The 20,582-nt window shown below is 68.3% G+C and carries 18 protein-coding genes; 9 read left to right on the top strand and 9 right to left on the bottom strand.

The window, feature by feature from the left end; translation table 11 throughout:
- Positions 1-16 precede the first annotated feature (16 nt).
- Both eutC and D9X30_RS18010 read right to left on the bottom strand, forming a co-directional pair.
- Positions 17-802, bottom strand: a complete 786-nt coding sequence (gene eutC, locus D9X30_RS18015; protein ID WP_153948647.1) for an ethanolamine ammonia-lyase subunit EutC — start codon at positions 800-802, stop codon at positions 17-19.
- 19 nt (positions 803-821) lie between these two features.
- Positions 822-2,204, bottom strand: coding sequence for an ethanolamine ammonia-lyase subunit EutB (locus D9X30_RS18010; RefSeq protein WP_153948648.1), 1,383 nt, complete (start codon positions 2,202-2,204; stop codon positions 822-824).
- 182 nt (positions 2,205-2,386) lie between these two features.
- On the opposite strand from D9X30_RS18010, the gene D9X30_RS18005 reads away from it, so the two are divergent.
- Complete coding sequence (locus D9X30_RS18005; RefSeq protein ID WP_228770977.1) at positions 2,387-3,481, top strand: AI-2E family transporter; 1,095 nt, start codon at positions 2,387-2,389, stop codon at positions 3,479-3,481.
- 111 nt (positions 3,482-3,592) lie between these two features.
- Here D9X30_RS18005 and D9X30_RS18000 read toward each other — a convergent pair whose 3' ends face one another.
- The gene (locus tag D9X30_RS18000; RefSeq protein WP_502799648.1) at positions 3,593-4,264 is read right to left on the bottom strand and encodes a FadR/GntR family transcriptional regulator; all 672 of its coding nucleotides are present in this window, start codon (positions 4,262-4,264) and stop codon (positions 3,593-3,595) included.
- A 180-nt stretch (positions 4,265-4,444) separates the two neighbouring features.
- Between D9X30_RS18000 and D9X30_RS17995 the strand changes: the two genes are divergently transcribed.
- The 4 genes from D9X30_RS17995 (at position 4,445) to D9X30_RS17980 (ending at position 9,149) form a co-directional block, all read left to right on the top strand.
- Complete coding sequence (locus D9X30_RS17995; RefSeq protein WP_153948650.1) at positions 4,445-5,218, top strand: (Fe-S)-binding protein; 774 nt, start codon at positions 4,445-4,447, stop codon at positions 5,216-5,218.
- On the top strand, positions 5,215-5,931 hold the full coding sequence (locus D9X30_RS17990; protein WP_153948651.1) for a LutC/YkgG family protein: 717 nt from the start codon (positions 5,215-5,217) through the stop codon (positions 5,929-5,931). Before D9X30_RS17995 ends, D9X30_RS17990 begins: the two co-directional genes overlap by 4 nt.
- Entirely contained in the window at positions 5,928-7,373 is a 1,446-nt protein-coding gene (locus D9X30_RS17985) for a LutB/LldF family L-lactate oxidation iron-sulfur protein (protein WP_153948652.1), read from the top strand. Before D9X30_RS17990 ends, D9X30_RS17985 begins: the two co-directional genes overlap by 4 nt.
- Positions 7,374-7,439: 66 nt before the next feature.
- Complete coding sequence (locus D9X30_RS17980) at positions 7,440-9,149, top strand: lactate permease LctP family transporter (protein WP_249640998.1); 1,710 nt, start codon at positions 7,440-7,442, stop codon at positions 9,147-9,149.
- Between the two features lie 155 nt (positions 9,150-9,304).
- Here D9X30_RS17980 and D9X30_RS17975 read toward each other — a convergent pair whose 3' ends face one another.
- The 3 genes from D9X30_RS17975 to D9X30_RS17965 form a co-directional block, all read right to left on the bottom strand.
- The gene (locus D9X30_RS17975; RefSeq protein ID WP_153948653.1) at positions 9,305-10,471 is read right to left on the bottom strand and encodes a CaiB/BaiF CoA transferase family protein; all 1,167 of its coding nucleotides are present in this window, start codon (positions 10,469-10,471) and stop codon (positions 9,305-9,307) included.
- A gap of 31 nt (positions 10,472-10,502) precedes the next feature.
- Complete coding sequence (locus D9X30_RS17970; RefSeq protein WP_153948654.1) at positions 10,503-11,501, bottom strand: Bug family tripartite tricarboxylate transporter substrate binding protein; 999 nt, start codon at positions 11,499-11,501, stop codon at positions 10,503-10,505.
- A gap of 90 nt (positions 11,502-11,591) precedes the next feature.
- The gene (locus D9X30_RS17965; RefSeq protein WP_153948655.1) at positions 11,592-13,403 is read right to left on the bottom strand and encodes an acyl-CoA dehydrogenase family protein; all 1,812 of its coding nucleotides are present in this window, start codon (positions 13,401-13,403) and stop codon (positions 11,592-11,594) included.
- Positions 13,404-13,529: 126 nt separating this feature from the next.
- Here D9X30_RS17965 and D9X30_RS17960 point away from each other — a divergent pair, with 126 nt between their 5' ends.
- Positions 13,530-14,420 carry a LysR family transcriptional regulator gene (locus D9X30_RS17960; RefSeq protein WP_153948656.1) on the top strand — a complete coding sequence of 297 codons (891 nt, stop codon included), beginning with the start codon at positions 13,530-13,532 and terminating at the stop codon, positions 14,418-14,420.
- A 216-nt stretch (positions 14,421-14,636) separates the two neighbouring features.
- Here D9X30_RS17960 and D9X30_RS17955 read toward each other — a convergent pair whose 3' ends face one another.
- Entirely contained in the window at positions 14,637-15,404 is a 768-nt protein-coding gene (locus tag D9X30_RS17955; RefSeq protein ID WP_153948657.1) for an anti-sigma factor family protein, read from the bottom strand.
- The gene (locus D9X30_RS17950; protein ID WP_153948658.1) at positions 15,401-15,919 is read right to left on the bottom strand and encodes a sigma-70 family RNA polymerase sigma factor; all 519 of its coding nucleotides are present in this window, start codon (positions 15,917-15,919) and stop codon (positions 15,401-15,403) included. Before D9X30_RS17950 ends, D9X30_RS17955 begins: the two co-directional genes overlap by 4 nt.
- Before the next feature lie 218 nt (positions 15,920-16,137).
- Between D9X30_RS17950 and D9X30_RS17945 the strand changes: the two genes are divergently transcribed.
- The 3 genes from D9X30_RS17945 to D9X30_RS17935 are packed head-to-tail and all read left to right on the top strand — an operon-like array spanning position 16,138 to position 18,742.
- A complete protein-coding gene (locus D9X30_RS17945; RefSeq protein ID WP_153948723.1) occupies positions 16,138-16,473 on the top strand; it encodes a FeoA family protein in 336 nt (111 codons plus the stop codon).
- A 33-nt stretch (positions 16,474-16,506) separates the two neighbouring features.
- On the top strand, positions 16,507-18,366 hold the full coding sequence (gene feoB, locus D9X30_RS17940) for a ferrous iron transporter B (protein ID WP_153948659.1): 1,860 nt from the start codon (positions 16,507-16,509) through the stop codon (positions 18,364-18,366).
- A 40-nt stretch (positions 18,367-18,406) separates the two neighbouring features.
- Positions 18,407-18,742 (top strand): DUF6587 family protein, encoded by a 336-nt coding sequence (locus D9X30_RS17935; protein ID WP_153948660.1) that lies wholly within the window; start codon positions 18,407-18,409, stop codon positions 18,740-18,742.
- Positions 18,743-19,097: 355 nt separating this feature from the next.
- Here D9X30_RS17935 and D9X30_RS17930 read toward each other — a convergent pair whose 3' ends face one another.
- Complete coding sequence (locus tag D9X30_RS17930) at positions 19,098-20,453, bottom strand: hypothetical protein (RefSeq protein ID WP_249640997.1); 1,356 nt, start codon at positions 20,451-20,453, stop codon at positions 19,098-19,100.
- Positions 20,454-20,582 lie beyond the last annotated feature (129 nt).

Raw genomic sequence — 20,582 nt, 5'->3', positions numbered from 1 at the left:
AGCCCTCCCGGGCGCATCACGCCCCTGGCAGCGTCGCCGCACTGGCGGCGCTGTCGTCTTTCAGGTCCACCCCGGACCGCCCCAGCGCCACTGCCCCACGTAGCAAAAACGCCAGTCGGTCAGCCGCCTGCGCATAGGGAAGCCCTTCCGGGCGCACGTTCGAGATGCAGTTGCGCTGCGCGTCGGTGCGACCGACACGCGGATCGTAGGTCAGGTAGATGCCGAGACTGTCCGGCGAACTGAGCCCCGGGCGCTCGCCGATCAGCATCACCACCTGACGCGCCTGCAGCCGTTCGCCGATCTCGTCGCCCAGGGCCACGCGTGCCTGCCGGGCCACCACTACCGGGCCGGTCCGCCATGTCGGCAGCCGCGCCAGCACCGCCTGCAGCAGCGGCACCGCGTGGCGTTGCGCGGCCAGCGCGGACAGGCCATCGGCGATCACGAACACCACGTCGAACGGTTGGGCGCCGGCCCCGGTATCGGCCGCCAGCGCCGCCCGGCTGTCGTCGTCGAGCCGGCGGCCCAGATCCGGGCGACGCAGGTACTGGTCCCGGTCTTGCGCGGCGCTGTGGACGTGCACTGTGTCCAGCCCGGCATCCTGGAGCGCCGCGTCGATGGCCTGGGTATCGAGCGGCAGGTGTACCGCATCGCGTGCCTGCGCGTGGGCCAAGCCGAAGGCCAGCACGGTTTCGGTGGTCTGGGCATGGCCGGTGCGGCCGATGGCCACGCGGGCGCGCGTGAACTGGCGCAGGCGTTGCCAGGGATCGGCGGGATGCTCCGGGGGTGCTGGACGATTCGGCATCGGATGTCTCCTGATCGGGTCACAGCGATTCGGCCATGCCCAGCAGCGGCTGGCGCGCGGAAGGTGCCAGCAGGCGGCCCGCGCTGTCCAGCATGCCCATGCGCTGCAGCCATGCCTCGAACTCGGGGGCCGGCCGCAGGCCCAGCACCTCGCGCAGGTACAGCGCATCGTGGAACGACGTGCTCTGGTAGTTCAGCATGATGTCGTCGGCGCCCGGCACGCCCATGATGAAGTTGATGCCGGCCACGCCGAACAGCGTCAGCAGCGTGTCCATGTCGTCCTGGTCGGCCTCGGCGTGGTTCGTGTAGCAGACGTCGCAGCCCATCGGCACGCCCAGCAGCTTGCCGCAGAAATGGTCCTCCAGGCCGGCCCGGATGATCTGCTTGCCATCGTAGAGATATTCGGGGCCGATAAAGCCCACCACCGTATTGACCAGCAACGGCTCGAAGCGCCGCGCCACGGCATAGGCGCGGGCCTCCATGGTCTGCTGGTCGATCCCGTGGTGGGCGTTGGCCGACAGCGCGCTGCCCTGGCCGGTCTCGAAGTACATCACGTTGTGGCCTACCGTGCCGCGCGCCAGCGATAGCGCCGCCTGGCGCGCCTCGTCCAGCAGCGCCAGCGAGATGCCGAACGCCGCGTTGGCGGCCTGGCTGCCGGCCACCGACTGGAACACCAGGTCAACGGGCGCGCCCTGCTCCATGGCCCGCAGCGTATGGGTGACGTGGGTCAGCACGCACGATTGCGTGGGCACGTCGTAGCGCGTCCGGATATCGTCGATCAGCTTCAGCAGCGTGACGATGGTGCCCAGGTTGTCGCCGGCCGGATTGACGCCGATCGTGGCGTCGCCGCACCCGTAGAGCAGCCCATCGACGATGGACGCCGCAATGCCGCGCGGGTCGTCGGTCGGATGGTTGGGCTGCAGCCGCACGGCCAGGCGGCCGGGCAGGCCGATCGTGCCGCGAAAGCGCGTCACCACCCGGCACTTGCGCGCCACCGCCACCAGGTCCTGGTTGCGCATCAGCTTGCTGACGGCCGCCGCCATCTCCGGGGTGATACCGGGTGCCACCCGTGCCAGCGTGGCCGAATCGGTCTCGTGGCGCAGCAGCCAGTTGCGGAAGTCGCCCACGGTCAGGCTGGCGATCTCGGCAAAGGCAGCCGCATCGTGGCTGTCGACGATCAGCCGCGTGACTTCGTCGTCCTCGTACGGAATCAGCGCCTCGGTCAGGCAGCGGGACAGCGGCATGTCGGCCAGCGCCATGCGGGCGGCCATCCGCTCTTCCTCGCTGGCGGCGGCGATGCCGGCCAGCGCGTCGCCCGAGCGCGCGGGGCTGGCGCGGGCCAGCAGCGTGCACAGGTCGGCAAACACATGCCGGCGGACGCCGACGGTCTGGGTAAAGGCCATGGCAGGCGGTCTCCTGGCGCGGCTGCGCCGTCTTCTGCTCCCCAATATAGGCCACGGCGACGACGCAAGTTCCGCGCCCGGCGCGGGCAGGATCGCTTGTCTGCGCAAGCTGTCTTGCCATTGTTACGCACCACGTCGACAATCCGCCTACTCATTCCAATTCAATCGTGCTCAGCCGAGACATGCCGCAGCTGGAAAACCCGGAAGACCGCGCCAACCATGGCGCCCTGAACGACGCCACGTCCTCATCCCCGCCCTCCCCGTCATCGGCCCGCCCGCGCCTGGCGCCAAGCGGGTTCAACGTCACGGCGGTGTCCTATGTCCTGACCGCCGGCGCGCTGCTGCTGGTCATGCATGCCAACCTGGTGGCGGCGCTGCTGGCGGGGCTGCTGCTGTATTCGCTGGTCGACGTGCTGGCGCCCCGCCTGACCCATTCCCGGCGCGATGCGCTGGCCGTGGCCATCCTTTCCGCCATCATCGTGCTGGCCCTGACCGGCGGCATCTGGGCGCTGGTGCATTTCCTGAACGTGGACAGCGCCACCGTGGAGCGGCTGCTGGACCATGCCGCCGACATCATCGACCAGTCCCGGACCCAGCTGCCCACCTGGCTGAGCGATTACCTGCCCAGCGGCACCGAGGAACTGGTCACCACGCTGCTGGGCGCCATGCGCGAGCATGCCCAGATGGCGCAGCGGCTGGGCACCGATATCCTCCGCACCCTGCTGCATATCCTGCTGGGCCTGATCATCGGCGCCATGGTCGCGCTGTACCGCGCCATTTCGCGGCCCAACCGTCGGCCGCTGGCCGGGGCGCTGATCGACCGCGCGCGCACGCTGCAGCAGTCGTTCGCCCAGTTCATCTTCGCCCAGATCCAGATCTCGTCGATCAACACCATCCTGACATCGATCTACCTGCTGGTGGCGCTACCGCTGTTCCACCAGCACCTGCCGCTGTCCAAGACGCTGGTGGCCATCACCTTCGTTGCCGGGCTGCTGCCGGTGCTGGGCAACCTGATCTCGAACACGGCCATCGTGATCGCGTCGCTGTCGGTGTCGCTGCCGATCGCCGTCGTGTCGCTGTTCTTCCTCGTGGTGATCCACAAGCTCGAATACTTCCTGAACGCCCGCATCATCGGCGCGCGTATACAGGCGGCCGCGTGGGAGCTGTTGACCGTGATGCTGGTGATGGAAACGCTGTACGGCATCCCCGGCGTGATTGCCGGACCGATCTTCTACGCCTACGCGAAGCGCGAGCTGACGAATTCCGGGCTGGTGTAACCCGCCGCGCCAAGTCACTGATTCCATTGGGAACGGGTACGCAGCAACTGGTACGACCAATTACGGCCAACGGCGCGCGCAAGCCGCCCGGCCGTGCCCCGGCGGCGCCGCTCAGGCGCTTTCGCCGTCCACCTTGCTACGCACGAAGTCGATATGGGTCTGCATGGCCGTGCGCGCCTCTTCGGGCCGGCGCGCCAGGATGGCTTCGCATAGCGTGCGGTGCTGGCGCAGCAGCAGGTCCGACGATTCCCCGTCGGCCTCGCGCAGGCCGGTGCCGTTGATCGTGATGTGTTCGCGCAACATGCCGATCACACTCGTATGCAGGTGCAGGAACATGGTGTTGTGCGACGCCTGTGCGATCGCGTCGTGCAGCTTCGCATCGGCATCGGCCTCGCCGCCCTTGTCGTCGGCCTTGCGCGCGCGCTCCAGCTCCTTGAGCAGGGCACGTATACGCTTCAGATCGGCAGCGTCGGCGCGCAGCGCGGCAAAGTAGGCGGTGGCGCCCTCCAGCACCCGGCGGAACTCCAGAATGTCGTCGCGCAGCGCCGGGTGGTCGGCCACCAGCTGGCCCCAGGGCGACGCAATGCCGGTGCGCAGCTGATCGGTGACGTATACGCCGGCGCCGCGCCGGCTCTGCAGCAGCCCGCGCGCCGCCAGCCGCTGGATTGCCTCGCGGATCGTGTTGCGCGCCACCGCGTACTGCTCGGCCAGCACACGTTCGGCGGGCAGGCGGGTGCCCACGGGCCACGTGCCGTCCAGCAACGCGGTCTCCATTCTGCGCATGATGTCTTCCACGCGGTTGCGTGCGCTGCCCCCCATCGATCCCCTTCCCAGTCCCCTGTTGCCTGTCCCGCTGGCCGGATTGGTCCAACCAATTTGTGCTCCGGCGCGGGAGCGGGAATTATGCGCTCAAAAATGCCGCAAAGCGCGTCACCCGCGCCGGCGCCATACCGGAGGCAGACAATGCAATCCAGGCAATACCCCACGACCGCCCCGCAACAGGTCTATCTGTTCGGCACCTGTCTCGTCGACCTGTTCGTTCCGCAAGCCGGCCTCGACGCCGTGCGTCTGCTGGAGCGCGAAGGCCTGACCGTCCACTTTCCCCGCGGCCAGAGCTGCTGCGGGCAGCCGGCCTACAGCAGCGGCAATCCCGAGCAGGCCCGCAAGGTGGCGCGCGCCCAGCTGGAACTGTTCCGCGAGCCCTGGCCGATCATCGTGCCGTCAGGGTCGTGCGGCGGCATGATGCGCCACCACTGGCCGACACTGTTCGCCGATGACCCGGACGCGGCTCGGCTGGCCAGCGACATCGCCGGCCGGGTCTACGAACTGGCGGAATTCCTGCTCCATGTGCTGCATGTGCGCTTTGACGACGTGCCGGCCGGCGATCACGAACGCGTGGTGCTGCACACCTCGTGCGCCGCACGGCGAGAAATGGGTACGCGCGCCCATGGCGTGGCGCTGCTCGATGCGCTGCCGGGCGTGAGCCGCGTCGAGCACGTGCGGGAATCGGAGTGCTGCGGCTTTGGCGGCACGTTCTCGCTCAAGCACGCCGATATCTCTGGCGCCATGGTGCGCGACAAGGTGGCTTCCGCCTGCGCCACGGGCTGCGACCGCCTCGTGTCCGCCGACTGCGGCTGCCTGCTCAATATCGGCCACGCCGCCGCCCACGCGGGCGCACCGCTGCCGGTGGAGCACCTGGCGTCGTTTCTCTGGCGCCGTACCGGAGGTGCCGCATGACCGCCATGACCGCCCGCGAGCGCATGCTGGGCCGTCTGCGCGCCGCCGTGCCCACTTCCGGATCGACCCTGGCCACGGACACCGCCGCGCTGGATCGCCGCATCGACGCACATTTCGACACCCGGCGCGGCGAGCGCCCATCGGTTGACGCCATGGTCGCGTCGATGCAGGCCGCGTTAAGCGCGTCGCATGCCGAGGTGTTCTGTAGCAACGCTCCCGACTGGCCCGCCTGGGTGGCGGCGCGGCTCGCCGCCGAAGGTGTGCGCCGGCTACTGCTGGATACCGCCCGCCCCGAAAGCGCCGCTTTGGCGCAGGCGCTGCCGGCCGGCATCGCCACGCAGGATTTCGACCGCCCGATCGACGCATGGAAGGCCGAGCTGTTCGATACCGTCGATGCCGGCTTCACGGTCGTCCGCTCGGGCCTGGCCGCCACCGGCACGCTGGTGCTGGCCCCCGATGCCGGGTCGCCGCGCACGATGTCGCTGGTGCCGCCGATCCATGTCGCGCTGGTCTACGCCTCCACGCTGCATCCCGACCTGCACAGCGCCGTGCGTGCCGAACGCTGGACCGATGGCATGCCCACCAACCTGGTGATGGTGTCGGGCCCGTCCAAGACCTCCGACATCCAGCAGACGCTGGCCTACGGCGCCCATGGCCCGCGCCAGCTCTGGGTGGTCATCGTCAACGATCACGCCGGAGGCGCCGCACAATGAGCCAGCAGACCCTTCATTTCGTTCCCACCGCCGACTTCCGTGCCCGGGCGCGCGAGGCGCTGGACGATCCCAAGCTGCGCCAGAGCTTTCGCGGCGCGATGGATTTCCTGCAGCAGAAGCGCGCCGTGCAGTTTCCCGACGGGGACGAGCTGGAACACCTGCGCGACCTCGGCGAAGCGGTGCGCCAGCACGCGCTGGCCAACCTGCCCGACCTGCTGACGCAGCTCGAAGCCAACCTGACCAGGGCCGGCGTGCAGGTCCATTGGGCCGAGACGGCCGACGAGGCCAACGCGATCATCCATCGCATCGCCCAGACCCACGCCGCGAGGCGCGTGATCAAGGGCAAGTCGATGGCCAGCGAGGAAATGGAGCTGAACCATTACCTGGCCGAACGCGGCATCGACTGCATCGAATCGGACATGGGCGAGTACATCGTCCAGATGGCCGGCGAGAAGCCGTCGCACATCGTCATGCCGGCGATCCACAAGACCAAGGCCGATATCGCCACGCTGTTCGAACAGCACATCCCGGACACGCCCTACACCGAAGACGTGGACGCACTGATCCAGACCGGCCGGCGCGCGTTGCGCCAGGCGTTCGTGGAAGCCGACATCGGCCTGTCGGGCGTGAACTTCGCGGCGGCCGACACCGGCACGCTGTGGCTGGTGGAGAACGAAGGCAACGGCCGCCTTTCCACCACCGTGCCCAACGTGCACGTGGCCGTCATGGGCATGGAAAAGGTAGTGGCCAGCCTGGCGCATATCGTGCCGCTGTCGAGCCTGCTGACGCGCTCGGCCACGGGCCAGGCCATCACCACGTACTTCAACCTGATCTCCGGCCCGCGCCAGCCCGGGCAGATGGATGGCCCGCGCGAAGTGCACCTGGTGCTGCTCGACAACGGCCGCAGCCAGGCCTATGCCGACGCGCAGTTGCGCGCCACGCTGCAGTGCATCCGCTGCGGCGCCTGCATGAACCATTGCCCGGTCTATACGCGCATCGGCGGCCACGCCTACGGCACGACCTATCCGGGCCCGATCGGCAAGATCATCTCGCCCCACCTGCTGGGTCTCGACGCCACGGCCGACCTGCCGACCGCATCGAGCCTGTGCGGCGCCTGCGGCGAGGTGTGCCCGGTGCGCATTCCGATTCCGCAACTGCTGGTGCGGCTGCGTACCGAAGCGAACCGCAACCCCGACGAGGCCGTGCCGCATCCGCTGAAGGGCCAGGGCGCCAAGTACAGCAGGCGCGAACACCTGGTGTGGCGCTTCTGGAGCGGGGCGTTCGCGCATCCGGCCGCCTACCGCGTGTTCCGCTGGGCCGCCACGCGGCTGCGCGCCTTCACGCCGGTGGCGCAGATGGGATGGACCCAGCACCGCAAGCCGCTGACGCCCGCGCCCAGGAGCCTGTCGGATTTGCTGGCCGAACGGAACCAGCCCGGGTAGCCGCGTCGGCACCCGCGCCACCACCACAAGAATTCAAGAACCCAAACACCAACGAGGAGACATCCCGTGCAACCCTGGACCCAGCTCTATACGCCGCTGGGCAGCCTCTGGCTGTCCGCGCTCGCCGCGGCGGTACCCATCCTGTTCTTCTTCGTCGCGCTGGCCGTGCTGCGCATGAAAGGCCACGTGGCGGCCGCCGTCACGCTGGCGCTGGCACTGGCCGTGGCGATCCTGGCCTACGGCATGCCCGCGAAGCAGGCATTTGCCGCCGCCGGATTCGGCTTTGCCTACGGGCTGTGGCCCATCGCCTGGATCATCGTCACGGCGGTGTTCCTGTACAAGATCGTCGTGAAGACCGGGCAGTTCGACGTGATCCGTGCGTCGGTGCTGTCGATCACCGACGACCAGCGCCTGCAGATGCTGCTGATCGGCTTCGCGTTCGGCGCGTTCCTGGAAGGCGCGGCCGGCTTTGGCGCGCCGGTGGCCATTACCGCCGCGCTGCTGGTCGGCCTGGGCTTCAACCCGCTGTACGCGGCCGGGCTCTGCCTGATCGCCAACACGGCGCCGGTGGCCTTCGGCGCGATGGGCATCCCCATCATCGTCGCCGGCCAGGTCACCGGCATCGACCCAATGCACATCGGCGCGATGGCCGGCCGCCAGTTGCCGCTGCTGTCGCTGGCCGTGCCGTTCTGGCTGGTGTTCATGATGGATGGCTGGAAGGGCGTGCGCGAGACGTGGCCCGCCGCGTTCGTGGTGGGCGGCAGCTTCGCGGTGACGCAGTACTTCACGTCGAACCACATCGGGCCCGAGCTGCCGGATATCACGTCCGCACTGGTCAGCCTGATCGCGCTGGCGTCGTTCCTGCGCGTGTGGCAGCCGCGTTCGGCATCGCAGGCGGCACGTGGCGCGTCCGCCGGCACGATGTCGGGCGGCACGATGGCCATGGCCGGCTTTGGCGGCGGCCTCGGTGCGCCGTCGAACCGCAAGCCGTCGCCTTACACGTTCGGCCAGACCGTTCGCGCCTGGGCGCCGTTCGGCATCCTGACGGCCATTGTCACGGTGTGGAGCCTGCCGTCGTTCAAGGCGCTGTTTGCCGGCAACGGGGCGCTGGCCGGTTCGGTGCTCAAGTTCAAGGTGCCGATGCTGGACCAGCTCGTCATCAAGGCCGCGCCAATCGTGGCATCGCCCAAGCCTTACGAGGCCGTGCTGAAGCTCGACCTGCTGTCGGCCGTGGGCACCGCCATCCTGCTGACGGCGGTCATCTCGGTGGCGCTGCTGCGCATGAGGCCGCGCGACGCCATCGCCACGTTCTTCGAAACGCTGCTGGAGCTGCGCCGCCCGGTGCTGTCGATCGGCCTGGTGCTGGCATTTGCCTTCGTGGCCAACTACTCGGGCATGTCGTCCACGCTGGCGCTGCTGCTGGCCGGTACCGGCGCCGCGTTCCCGTTCTTCTCGCCGCTGCTGGGCTGGCTGGGCGTGTTCCTGACCGGCTCGGACACGTCGTCGAACGCGCTGTTCTGCTCATTGCAGCACACCACGGCGCACCAGATCGGCGTGTCGGACACGCTGCTGGTGGCCGCCAACACCACGGGCGGCGTGACGGGCAAGATGATCTCGCCGCAGTCGATCGCCGTGGCCTGCGCGGCAACCGGGCTGGTCGGCAAGGAATCGGAGCTGTTCCGCTTCACGGTCAAGCACAGCCTGCTGTTCGCGTTCATCGTGGGCGTGATCACGATGATCCAGGCTTACTGGCTGACGGGGATGATTCCGGGGTGAGCGACACCGCTTGTTATGCGCTCCCCTCGCCCATTTATGGGAGAGGGGTGGGGGAGAGGGCGTTGAGGTTCACATTGCGATTTGCCGTTGTTTGAACTGCCGGCCCTCTCCCCCAACCCTCTCCCGCTGTGCGGGAGAGGGGAGCAACAGCCACCTCAATCGTTCGCCGCTTCTCTCGGCAGGAACGCATTACCCTCCGTCAGCGGCGCATACCGGTACGTGGCCGGCGTGCGGCTCAGCTTGACCGGGGCGCCCAGGCCCTTGTAGCCGCCAGGCATTTCCACCACCATCTCGCGGTGCGCGGTGTGCGGATGCGTCAGCGCGTCGGGCACCGACAGCACGGGCGCGCACGGTACGCCGGCCGCCGACAGTTCGTCGGCCAGCGCCTTGCCGTCCCACGCGGCCAGCTTCGATTCCAGCGTGCCCTTGAGCTGCGCCCGGTTGACCGAGCGCGCACCGGCCGTGGCAAAGCGTTCGTCGTCGGCCAGTTCCGCCACGCCGATGTGCTCGCAGAAGATACGGAACTGCCGGTCGTTGCCCACCGCCAGGAAGATCGGATCGGTCGCCGTGGCCACCGTGTCGTACGGGTAGATGTTGGGATGCGCGTTGCCGGTGCGGCCCGGCGTCTTGCCGCTCATGAACCAGTTGGCCGCGTGCGGATGCAGCAGCGACAGGCCGGAGTCATACAGCGCCGCCTCGACGAACTGTCCGCGCCCGCTGCGCTCGCGCTCCTGCAGCGCCAGCAGCACGCCGAGCGCCGCGTTCAGGCCCGTCACCATGTCGACCACCGGCAAACCCACGCGCAGCGGGTCGCGGTCGGGTTCGCCATTGATGCTCATGATGCCGGCCATCGCCTGGATGGCGGCGTCGTAGCCGGGCAGGCCGCCCAGCGGGCCATCGGCACCGAAGCCCGACACGCGGCAATGCACCAGGCGCGGAAAACGCTGCGACAGCGCGTCGTAGCCCAGCCCCCATTTCTCCATCGTGCCGGTCTTGAAATTCTCGACCAGCACATCGGCATCGGCCAGCAGGGCCAGCAGCACCGCGCGGTCGGCGTCGGCGCTCAGGTCCAGCTTCATCACGCGCTTGTTGCGGTTCAGGCCGAAGTAGTACGACGCCACGCCGTCGCGGAACGGCGGCCCCCAGGTGCGCGTGTCGTCGCCCTGCGGCGGTTCGATCTTGAGCACGTCGGCGCCGTGATCTCCCAGGATCTGCCCGCAGAACGGGCCGCCCAGGATGCGTGACAAATCCACTACGCGGATGCCGGCCAGCGCGCCGCTCGTGCTGCTCTTGCTGCTGGTGCCGGTTTGGGATGGCGTCATGTCTCTTCCTTGTGATGCTGTTGTCGTGATGTCAGTCCAGCTGTGCGCCGGATTTCTGCACGACGGTACGCCACTTGCCGACCTCGGCCTTGACGAAGTTGCCCAGCTGTTCCGGCGACGTGGACGGCGCCAGTTCCAGCCCCTGCGCCAGCAGCGTCTTGCGGACTTCGGGCTGCTGCAGCGCATCGGCGAACGCATGGTTCAGCTTGCCGATGACGGCAGCGGGCGTGCCCGCCGGTGCCACCACGCCAAAGAATACCGAAACATCGAACCCGGCAACACCCTGTTCAGCCACGGTCGGCACATCGGGCAGCGCCTGCGAGCGGCCCTTGGTGGTCACGCCCAGCGCGCGCACCTTGCCGCTCTTGATGAATGGCAGCGCGGTCAGCACGTCGGTGAAGGTCATGCTCACCTGCCCGCCCAGCAGATCGTTCAGCGCGGGGCCGGTGCCCTTGTACGGCACGTGCTGGAAGTCGGTGCCCGCCAGGTTGTTGAACAGCACGCCGGCCAGGTGCGACGACGCCCCGTTGCCCGACGACGCGTAGCTAAGCTTGCCCGGATGCGCCTTGCCATAGGCAATCAGCTCCTGCACGTTCCTGGCCGGCACGGCCGGATTCACCACCAGCACATTGGGCAACTGGCCAATCTGGATCACCGGCGTGAAGCTCTTGACCGGGTCGTAGTTGATCTTGCGATACAGACTCACGTTGATCGCCAGCGGCGCCGATGTGCCGAACATCAGCGTGTAGCCATCGGGCTCGGCCCGCGCCACCACCTCGGCACCGATGTTGCCGCCCGCACCGGCGCGGTTTTCCACCACCACGGGCTGGCCCAGGCTGTTCTTCAGCGCGGCGGCCAGCGTGCGGGCCATCGCATCGGTGGGGCCGCCAGGCGGGTAGGTCACCACCAGCATGATGGGCTTGCTCGGGAAATCCTTCTGCGCGAAGGCAGGGGTGGCCGCTGCAAGCAGTGTGCAGGCGGCCATCGAGGCAAATGCGGCCAGGGCCGCGCGGCGGTGCCATTGGGGCATGATGCGTTGTCTCCGGTGAAGCTTTTTATATCGGGCGCGCGATTCGGGTGGGTGGCGCGCGCCCGTTCAGGAACAGCAGACTGCGGAACGTCAGAACACGTTGACCTGATCGACCGGACCGGCGGCGCGCACCACGCCATCGGCGGGCGGGGCCACGGTATCGGCCAGCCAGTCGGGTTCGGTGCCGCCGCCCAGCGGGTCTTGTGGCAGCACGCGATGGACGAGCACCAGTTGCGCCAGGCGCATGCGACGCACCGAGCCGATCCGGCCCGCTTCCCAGGCCATGGCGACGGCACTGGTCACGTGGTACAGGGCCGACGCGGCCTGGCGGGCCAGCACGTCGCCATCGGCACCGGCATCGGCTGCCCGCGCGGCCAGTCCGGCGGCGTTGGCGATGGCCGCGGCAAAGACGTCGCGCGCCTGCGCCTGCAGCGGCGTGTCCTGCAGCAGACCGGCCAGATGCGCCTGCAGCACCGGCAGCGAGCCTTCGCGGCGGATGGCGCGCAGCACGTCGAGTGCGACGATATTGCTGGTGCCTTCCCAGATCGATCCCAGATGGGCGTCGCGCACCAGGCGCGGATCGCTCCATTCCTCGATGTACCCGCAGCCGCCGCGAATCTCCATCGCATCGCCGGTCACCTTGCGGGCGTCGCGGCAGGCGCGGAACTTGATCAGCGGCGTCAGGATGCGCATCAGCGGATAGGCGTCGGCCTCGCCCGCGTCGGCTCGGCGCAGCGCCTCGGCGGTCTGGAACACCATCGTGCGGGCCTGCTCGGTGGGCAGCGTGAGCTTGAGCAACTGGCGGCGCATCAGCGGCATGTCGGCCAGCCGCTTGCCAAAGGCGCGGCGCTCGCGGGCGATGAACTGGCCCTCGGTCAGCGCGCGGCGCATCAGGCCGGCCGCCCGCACGCCATTGGACAGCCGCGAGTTGTTGATCATGTCGGCCATCTGCACGAAGCCACGGCCCAGTTCGCCCACCAGGTGCGCGTGCGCGCCTTCCAGACGGATTTCGCCGCTGGCCATCGATCGCGTGCCAAGCTTGTCCTTGAGACGGATGATGCGGTAGTGGTTGGCGCTGCCATCGGCCAGCGTGCGCGGCAGCAGAAACAGCGACACGCCCTTGATGCCGTCCACGGCCGTGCCATCGGCCTCTTCGACGCGCGCCAGCACCATGGCCAGTGCGGCGTCGGGGTTGGAGCAGAACCACTTGTCGCCCACCAGCCGCCAGCCGCCTTCGGCGCTGTCGTCGCGGATCGCCCGCGTGGCCGTGGCGGCCACATCGGAGCCGGCACCCTGTTCGGTCATGAACATCGCGCCCTGGTACAGGTCGTCGAACACCTGCGTGGTCAGGTTCGGCAGGAATCGGTCCACCAGCGCCGGGGCGCCGAACTTGCGCAGCGTGCGCGTCAGCGAATCGGTCATCGACAGCGGGCAGCACAGGCCGAATTCGGCCTGCACGAACAGATAGGTCAGCGCGTACTTGGCTGCCGGCGGCATCGGCTTGTCCCAGCCCAGCACTCCGCCACGATGCGACGCGGCGGCCAGGCCGAATTCCGAGAACGCCACGCGTTCCAGTTCGACGTAGGCCGGATGCTTGTGGATGCGCTGGCCGTCCAGCCCCGTGCGCGTCCGGTGCGACAGCGTCGGCGGCGCGTGGTCGGCCACGTTGGCCAGTTCGTCTAGCACGCCGCCGGCCAGCGCGCCCATGCGCTCCAGGTGCGGCAGCAGGTGATTGAACAGGTCGGCCGGCAGGTACAGCGGCAGCAGCGCCCGCAGGTCGGGGTCGGCCGTGAACAGGCTAGATCCATGGCGGTCGGGCACCGGATGGGCATCTGGCTGTGCGTCAGGCCGGGAATCTCGCGCGGGTTGCGATGCGGCGGGGCGGGTGGCGCTGGTCGGCATGCGGTGTCTCCGTTGCTCCCTGCCCTGCGGAACGGCGGGCGGGATGGTTTGGGATCCATTATTTGGTGGCCAGCGATTCGCGTCCAATTCTAAAATTGGCTTGATCAATACAAAATTTGTATCGCCATGGAATTCCGCCACCTGCGTTACTTCCTCGTACTGGCCGAGGAACTGCACTTCGGCCGCGCCGCCCGGCGCCTGTCGATTTCACAGCCGCCGCTATCGCTCAATATCCAGCAGCTCGAAGCGTCCGTGGGTGCCCGTCTGTTCGAGCGCGACAGTCGGGGCGTGCGCCTGACCGCCGCCGGCCGGGCATTTCAGGAATCGGCTATCGCCTTGCTGGCGCAGGCCGAATCGGCGCGGCTGCTGGCGCGCGAGATCGAGGCTGGCGCGGTGGGCCGCCTGCGGGTGGGCTTTGTCGGGTCGATGCTGTATCGCGGGTTGCCGCAGCGGCTGCAGGAATTCCAGCGCCGCTATCCGGGCATCCACGTGGCGCTGACCGAACTCAATTCGCAGGAACAGATCGACGCCCTGCTGCATGGCGAGCTCGATGCGGGCTTTGTCCACACCAGCCGGGTGCCCGATGAACTGGCGGCCACGCTGGCGCATGCCGAGCCGTTCGTCTGCTGCATGCCAGCCGACCACCGGCTGACCGCCAGCGATACGGTGGCCCTGACCGACCTGCGCGGCGAGCCGTTCGTGCTGTTTTCGCGCAAGGCCTCGCCCGACTATTACAGCCGCATCTTCGACATGTGCGCCGCACATGGCTTCTATCCGCGTATCCGGCACGAGGTGCGCCACTGGTTGTCGGTGGTGTCGCTGGTGTCGCAGGGCATGGGGGTGGCCGTGGTGCCGGCAGCCATGGCGCGGTCCGGCATGGCGGGGGCAGCGTTCCGGCCGCTGGCCGACGCCACGGTGCCTTCGGAGGTCTATTGCGTGTGGAAGCAGGCGCCCGATCATCCCGCACGCGATCACTTCGTGGCGACGGTCAGGGCGGCCGCGCAGGCCGGCGTCTAGCTGGGGAAGGCCAGCCCGGGGCAAAAGAAAAAGCCACCGGCCCAGGGGCCAGTGGCTATGAAGTACGCGTGGAACGGGGTGTTCAGCGTGCGTGAAGCTTAGGCCCGGGGCGTGCGCCGTACCAATACCGCAATTGTGTTATTCGACGACCAAATGGCGATTACGCCGCGGATTCGGGCTCCCTTCGGGGTAATCCCTAGCATTAACCGGCATGGTTCAGGTATCGCCCGGCGCAACGGCGCGCTGCACGGGCAGCGCGGCCGGATTGTCGGTCGGACTGACCACCGCATATAGATACCGGCCATTGCGCCAGTACTGGGCCATCAGGTTGCCTTCGGTGCGCGACCCGTTACGCAGGCGTAGATCGCCCTGCGGCCGCACGTAGTAAACGATGGCCTGCATCTGCGGGTTCCGGTACAGGATCATCGCCGCGGGGCCTTGTTCGGTCGACATCAGGCGGCCACCCACGGGATGAAACCCGTAGGTCGAAAAATCGGGCAGCGGGGCCGGCTGCACGAAATGGCGATTCAGCCATGACTGCAGTTCGCGCGCGTCGGCGGCCGTGCCATCGACCTTCACATCGACCATCTGCGGCGTGGCGCTGACCGCGAACAGCCGATAGGCCGACATCGCATCGGCCATCGGCGGATAGCTCTGGCGCAGCGCCAGCTCGCGCGACTGCCACCCGCCCATGCCGCCCACGGCCAGCGCCATGACCAGCGACGCGGCGATGGCCGCGCGGTGCCGCATGCGGTCGCGCAGGCCGCGGCGGATGCGGAACGGATCGAGTCGGGCCGGCGTGTCGGCCGGGGGCGGCTCCATGCTGGCGCGCAGGCGTTGCATGTCGAGCCGGATCTCCTGCACTTCGCGCGCCAGGTCCGGGTGGCTGGCAATCAGTGCGTCGATCTGCAGCCGGCGCGTTTCGTCCAGTTCGCCATCGACGTAGGCGTGCAGTTCCGGTTCGGTGGGCATCAGGGTATTCATTTGAGCACCTGCAGGGGAGAATGGACGACCTTGCCGTCGGTGAGTTCGCGCAGGGCCTTGCGCGCCCGCGAGATGCGAGACATCACGGTGCCGATGGGCACGTCGAGCGCATCGGCGGCCTCCTGGTAGCTAAGCCCCTCCACCGTGACCAGCATCAGCAGCGCGCGCTGTTCGGCTGACAACTGGTTGAAGTTATCGAGCGCCGAGCGGGTCAGCACCACATCTTCGGTGGAGGGGGCGCTGTCTTCGTCACTGCCCACGCCGAACAGCGTCAGCAGGCCCGCGTACCGCCTGGCGCGGCGCTGGCCGTCGAGGAACAGCCGGTAGAGGATCGAAAACAGCCAGGCGCGCAGGTCGCCGCCGTCACGCCGCGTCACACGGCGCGACAGCGCGCGTTCCAGGCACGCCTGCACCAGGTCGTCCGCGCTGGCCTCGTTGCGCGTCAGCGACACCGCAAAGCGGCGCAGCCTCGGGATCACTTCGCGCAGCGCATCGTCTGAGAAATCGTTGTCCATCGGTTTGGGGGGCGGCGGAGGGCGGTCCGAGAGAGTGGTTACCTGGTAAACGTCCGGCAGGGCGAATTATTCCGTCCATATGACATACAGCTGACAACGGTGTGGCTTCAGCGCGCAAATGGCGCGGATGCTATACAATCGAGAACGATTTCTATTTACGTACCCAGCAGGATTTTCCCTGCCGCGCGGCGGCGATCCCGCCCTTGGACTGGAAGCATATGCGGTTGTCTGAACTGCCCCGGCGCACGGTCGCCATCGTGAAATCGGTGGACGATGCCACCCCTGGCGACCCTGTTGCGCGACGCCTGCGCGATCTTGGCTTCGTGCCCGGCGAATCCGTGCAGATTGTCACCTTCGGCCCGTTCGGCAAGGATCCGTTGGTTGCTCAGGTAGGCTACACGCGCTTTGCACTGCGCCGCTCGGAGGCCGACCGGATTGCCGTGGAGGTGGCCACCGCCACCGTGTCGCGCATCGCGCCGGCAGGCCAGGCCGATATGGCCAGGACGGCCGATACGACCGACGCTTCCGATTCCGACGCCCAGCGCATCGCCTGACGGCCCCCGCGCGTCGCCTGACCCTATCCCATCATGTCAGTTGCCCAGAATGCCTCCGCCTTGCGCATCGCGCTGGTAGGCAACCCCAATTGCGGCAAGACCGCACTGTTCAACCGCCTCACCGGCAGCCGCCAGAAGGTGGCCAACTACGCCGGCGTGACCGTCGAGCGCAAGGAAGGCCAGTTCGTCTCGCCGGCCGGCCGCACCGTGCGCATCCTGGATCTGCCCGGCGCGTACAGCCTGCATTCGGCCAGCCTGGACGAAGCCATCACGCGCGAGGTCTGCATGGGCCAGCGTGCCGGCGAGGTGAGGCCCGACCTGCTGGTGTCGGTGGTCGACGCCACCAACCTGCGCCTGCACCTGCGCTTCGTGCTGGAACTGCGCCGCCTGGGCCTGCCCATGGTGGTGGTGCTCAACATGAGCGATTCGGCGGCACGCCGTGGCATCGTGATCGACCGCGATGCGCTGTCGCGGGCGCTGGGTGTGCCCGTGGTGCAGACCGTGGCCGTCAAGCGCGACGGCGCCGCCGCGCTGGTGAAGCTGTTCGACGAGACGCTGCCTCCGGCGCCGCCCGCGCAGGCACTCGACAGCGTGTCCGAGCTGGATACCCACGCCGAGGTCAAGCGCCTGCTGGACGCCGCCGTGACGATGCCCACGCGCACCGCACGCTTCGACGACGCCGTGGACCGCGTGGTGCTGCACCCGGTGTTCGGCCTGGTGATCCTGGCCGTGCTGCTGTTCTTCATGTTCCAGGCCGTGTTCTCGTGGGCCGAGCCGATGATGGACGGCATCGAGGCCGGCGTGCATGTCTTTGGCGAATGGATCGGCGGCCTGATGCCCGACGGCATGCTCAAAAGCCTGCTGGTGGATGGCCTGATCGCCGGCCTGGGCAGCGTGATCGTGTTCCTGCCGCAGATCCTGATCCTGTTCCTGTTCATCCTGACGCTGGAGGAATCGGGCTACCTGCCGCGTGCCGCGTTCCTGCTGGACCGGCTGATGATGGGCGCGGGCCTGTCGGGCCGGTCGTTCATCCCGCTGCTGTCCAGCTTTGCCTGCGCGATTCCGGGCATCATGGCCACCCGCACGATCCAGGACCCGCGCGACCGGCTGACCACCATCCTGGTGGCGCCGCTGATGACCTGCTCGGCGCGCCTGCCGGTGTATGCGCTGCTGATCGGCGCATTCATTCCGCAACGCACCGTGGCCGGCCTGTTCAACCTGCAGGGCCTGGTGCTGTTCGTGCTGTACGTGGCCGGCATCGTCAGCGCGCTGCTGGTGGCCTACGTGCTGAAGTGGTTCCGCCGCGACCGCACCGACCATCCGCTGCTGATGGAACTGCCGTCGTACCGCGTGCCGAATCCGCGCGATATCGGCATCGGCCTGTGGGAGCGTGCGCGCATCTTCCTGTCGCGCGTGGGCAAGGTGATCCTGACGCTGACCGTGCTGCTGTGGTTCCTGGCCACGTTCCCGTCGCCGCCGGAAGGCGCCACCATGCCGCCGATCGACTACAGCTTCGCCGGCATGATCGGCCGCGCGCTGGAGCATGTGTTTGCCCCGATCGGCTTCAACTGGCAGATCTGCATCGCACTGGTACCGGGCCTGGCCGCGCGTGAAGTGGCGGTGGGTGCGCTGGCCACGGTGTACGCGCTGTCGGGCAGCGACGATGCCGTGGCGGTGCAGCTGGCGCCGATGATCGCCGCGCAATGGTCGCTGGCCACGGCGCTGTCGCTGCTGGCCTGGTATGTCTTCGCGCCACAGTGCATTTCCACGCTGGCGGTGATCCGTCGCGAGACCAACTCATGGAAGGTGATGGCGGCCTCGGCCGCCTACCTGGCCGGGCTGGCCTATCTCGCGTCGTTCATCACGTACCGCGTGGCACTGGCGCTTACCTGACTGCGAGGAAACTGACTCGCTGCCTTCGAGTCCAACGGCCATGACGCTCTATCACGCCTTCGAAACCCTGATCGTCCCGCTGATCGTGCTGGCATGCGCCATCCACGTGGCGGGCCGCTATATGCCGCGCACCCGCGAACGCGCGAAGGCACGGCTGGCGGCGATGCTGGGCGGCGCAGCGGCGAGCGGGTGGCGCGGATGGCTGGCACGACGCCTGGCCCCGACCCAGGCCGCAGGGTGTGCCAGCGGCTGCGACACGAACAGCGGCTGCGGCACGTGCGACGCGAACACGTCGGGCGCCGGTTCCGGCGATACGGGCAGTACCGCTCCCGGCGGCAGCAACGAGCAGGTCATCCGCTTCGTGCGCAAATCCTGATGACGGCACCGGCCCGAGCGGCTCGGCAATGACAACGGCGATCCCTTGGGGTCGCCGTTTGGTTTTGGCGGGACCTGACTGGACCGCACGCAGAAACGGGTACGCTTTGCACTGGACCCCGCCTGTTTGCTCCCCTCTCCCGCAACGCGGGAGAGGGGCCGGGGGAGAGGGTCCGGAGGTTCAAATCCCGCCAATCCTTGTTGAAACGCCTGCCCTCTCCCCCACCCCTCTCCCATTCATGGGAGAGGGGAGCGCATAACCGGACGTCGGGGAACGCTACGCAGAAACGGGTACGCCCACCCAACGAACAACCCGCTGTCGCCCCCACCCCCAGCGGGCATTCGTCCACCCGGCCTTATTGCGCCACACCCGGAATCGTCAGCGACACCGGCATGGCCTCGGTCCCGGCGGTACATGAGACGATCACCGTGAAGGGTCCCGAGCCGGAGGGCACCACCGACGCCAGGTTGCCCCCGTGCGGCACGATCGACACCGGACCGCTGCCCACCTGCCAGTTCCACGTACCGTTGCAACCCGTGACGCCTTCGTCGATGCCACGGTGCAACAGGTGGGCGGAAACCGGTGCCCCGCCGTTCGGCACGATGAACGGGCTCGGGCCGCTGTAGATCAGCCCCCACGTCGGCTGCTCGGTCACCAGCAGCTGGGCGCGCGGCTTGGCGGTGAGGGTCAGGCTGCCGGCCATTTCCTCCAGCACGCTTTGCAGCGGGGCGATGCCGGTCGGGCGGCTGGTGCTGACCGTGGTCACGCGCGTGGACGCGTTCGGCACCACCGCCAACGACGGCGAGGTGGTCATGTACGTCCACAGCCCGGTGAAGTCGGCCGTGGCATCGCTCTCGTCATTGCGCAGCACGCGCGAGTCGTAGGTCTGCGGGTAGCCATTCAGCACGTTCAGCGCGTTGATCTGCTTGCCGTACTGCGACAGCACCAGGCGATAGGTCGACACGCTGGTCTTGAACACCGACACCAGGAAGGCGCCGGTCAGGGTATTGCCGTCGGGCGCGGTGACCTGCACCGTCACCACGGACTGCGCCGTGGTGTCACTGGTGTTGACGCCGCGCAGTGTGCCCACGTTGGTGGAGCCGGTGGCCTGGACGGCCGTCGTGCTGCTGCGCCACGTCCAGCCGGTGGCCGCGCCCGAGCGATCCGCGCCGTCGCTGTCGATCAGCGATGCCGTTACCGGCAGCACCTGGCCGTTGGTCATCGACAGCACCGGATACGGCAGCGCCAGGCTGTACGTGCGCGCGCCCGGTGCCACCACGGTGATCGTGGCGGCCACTTGCGGGAGTACGGTGGTGGTGCCATTGGCGCCGGCCACCGTCGCGGCCACGTTCACGGCCGTGGTGCCCACGCCCACGCCTGTCACCACGGCGCTGCCCGGGATGGTGCCGTTGGCCACCGCTGCCACGGAGCCGTTGCCGCTGGTCCAGACGAAGGTCGTGGCGCCCGTGACGTCGTTGCCGAGATCGTCGACGACCGATGCCGTCAGCGAGAGGGTGCTGCCCACGCCTACCTGACCCGACGTACGGTTCATGACCAGCGTGTACGACTTGGCGACGGCCGTGCTGCCGCTACCACCGTTGCCGCCTGCGCTGCCACCGGCATCGCCGCCGGTTCCCGCGGGTGCCGTCGCGCCGGCGCCCGAGCTGCCGCCACCGCCTCCACATGCCCCCAGCAGCATGGCGGTCGCCATGCACGCGATCCACCCCGTCCACGTACGTGTACGCATGATTGCCCCCTCTGTCGTTATCGATCCCGTTCCTGCTGCTGTCAGCCTAGGCGGGAAGTGGATGGCGATGTACCGGCCAGAGGACTGAGCGCC

It is taken from the genome of Cupriavidus sp. U2 (genome assembly GCF_009663685.2).
GTDB lineage: Bacteria > Pseudomonadota > Gammaproteobacteria > Burkholderiales > Burkholderiaceae > Cupriavidus > Cupriavidus necator_C.
This window is presented reverse-complemented; position numbering and strand designations above follow the sequence as displayed.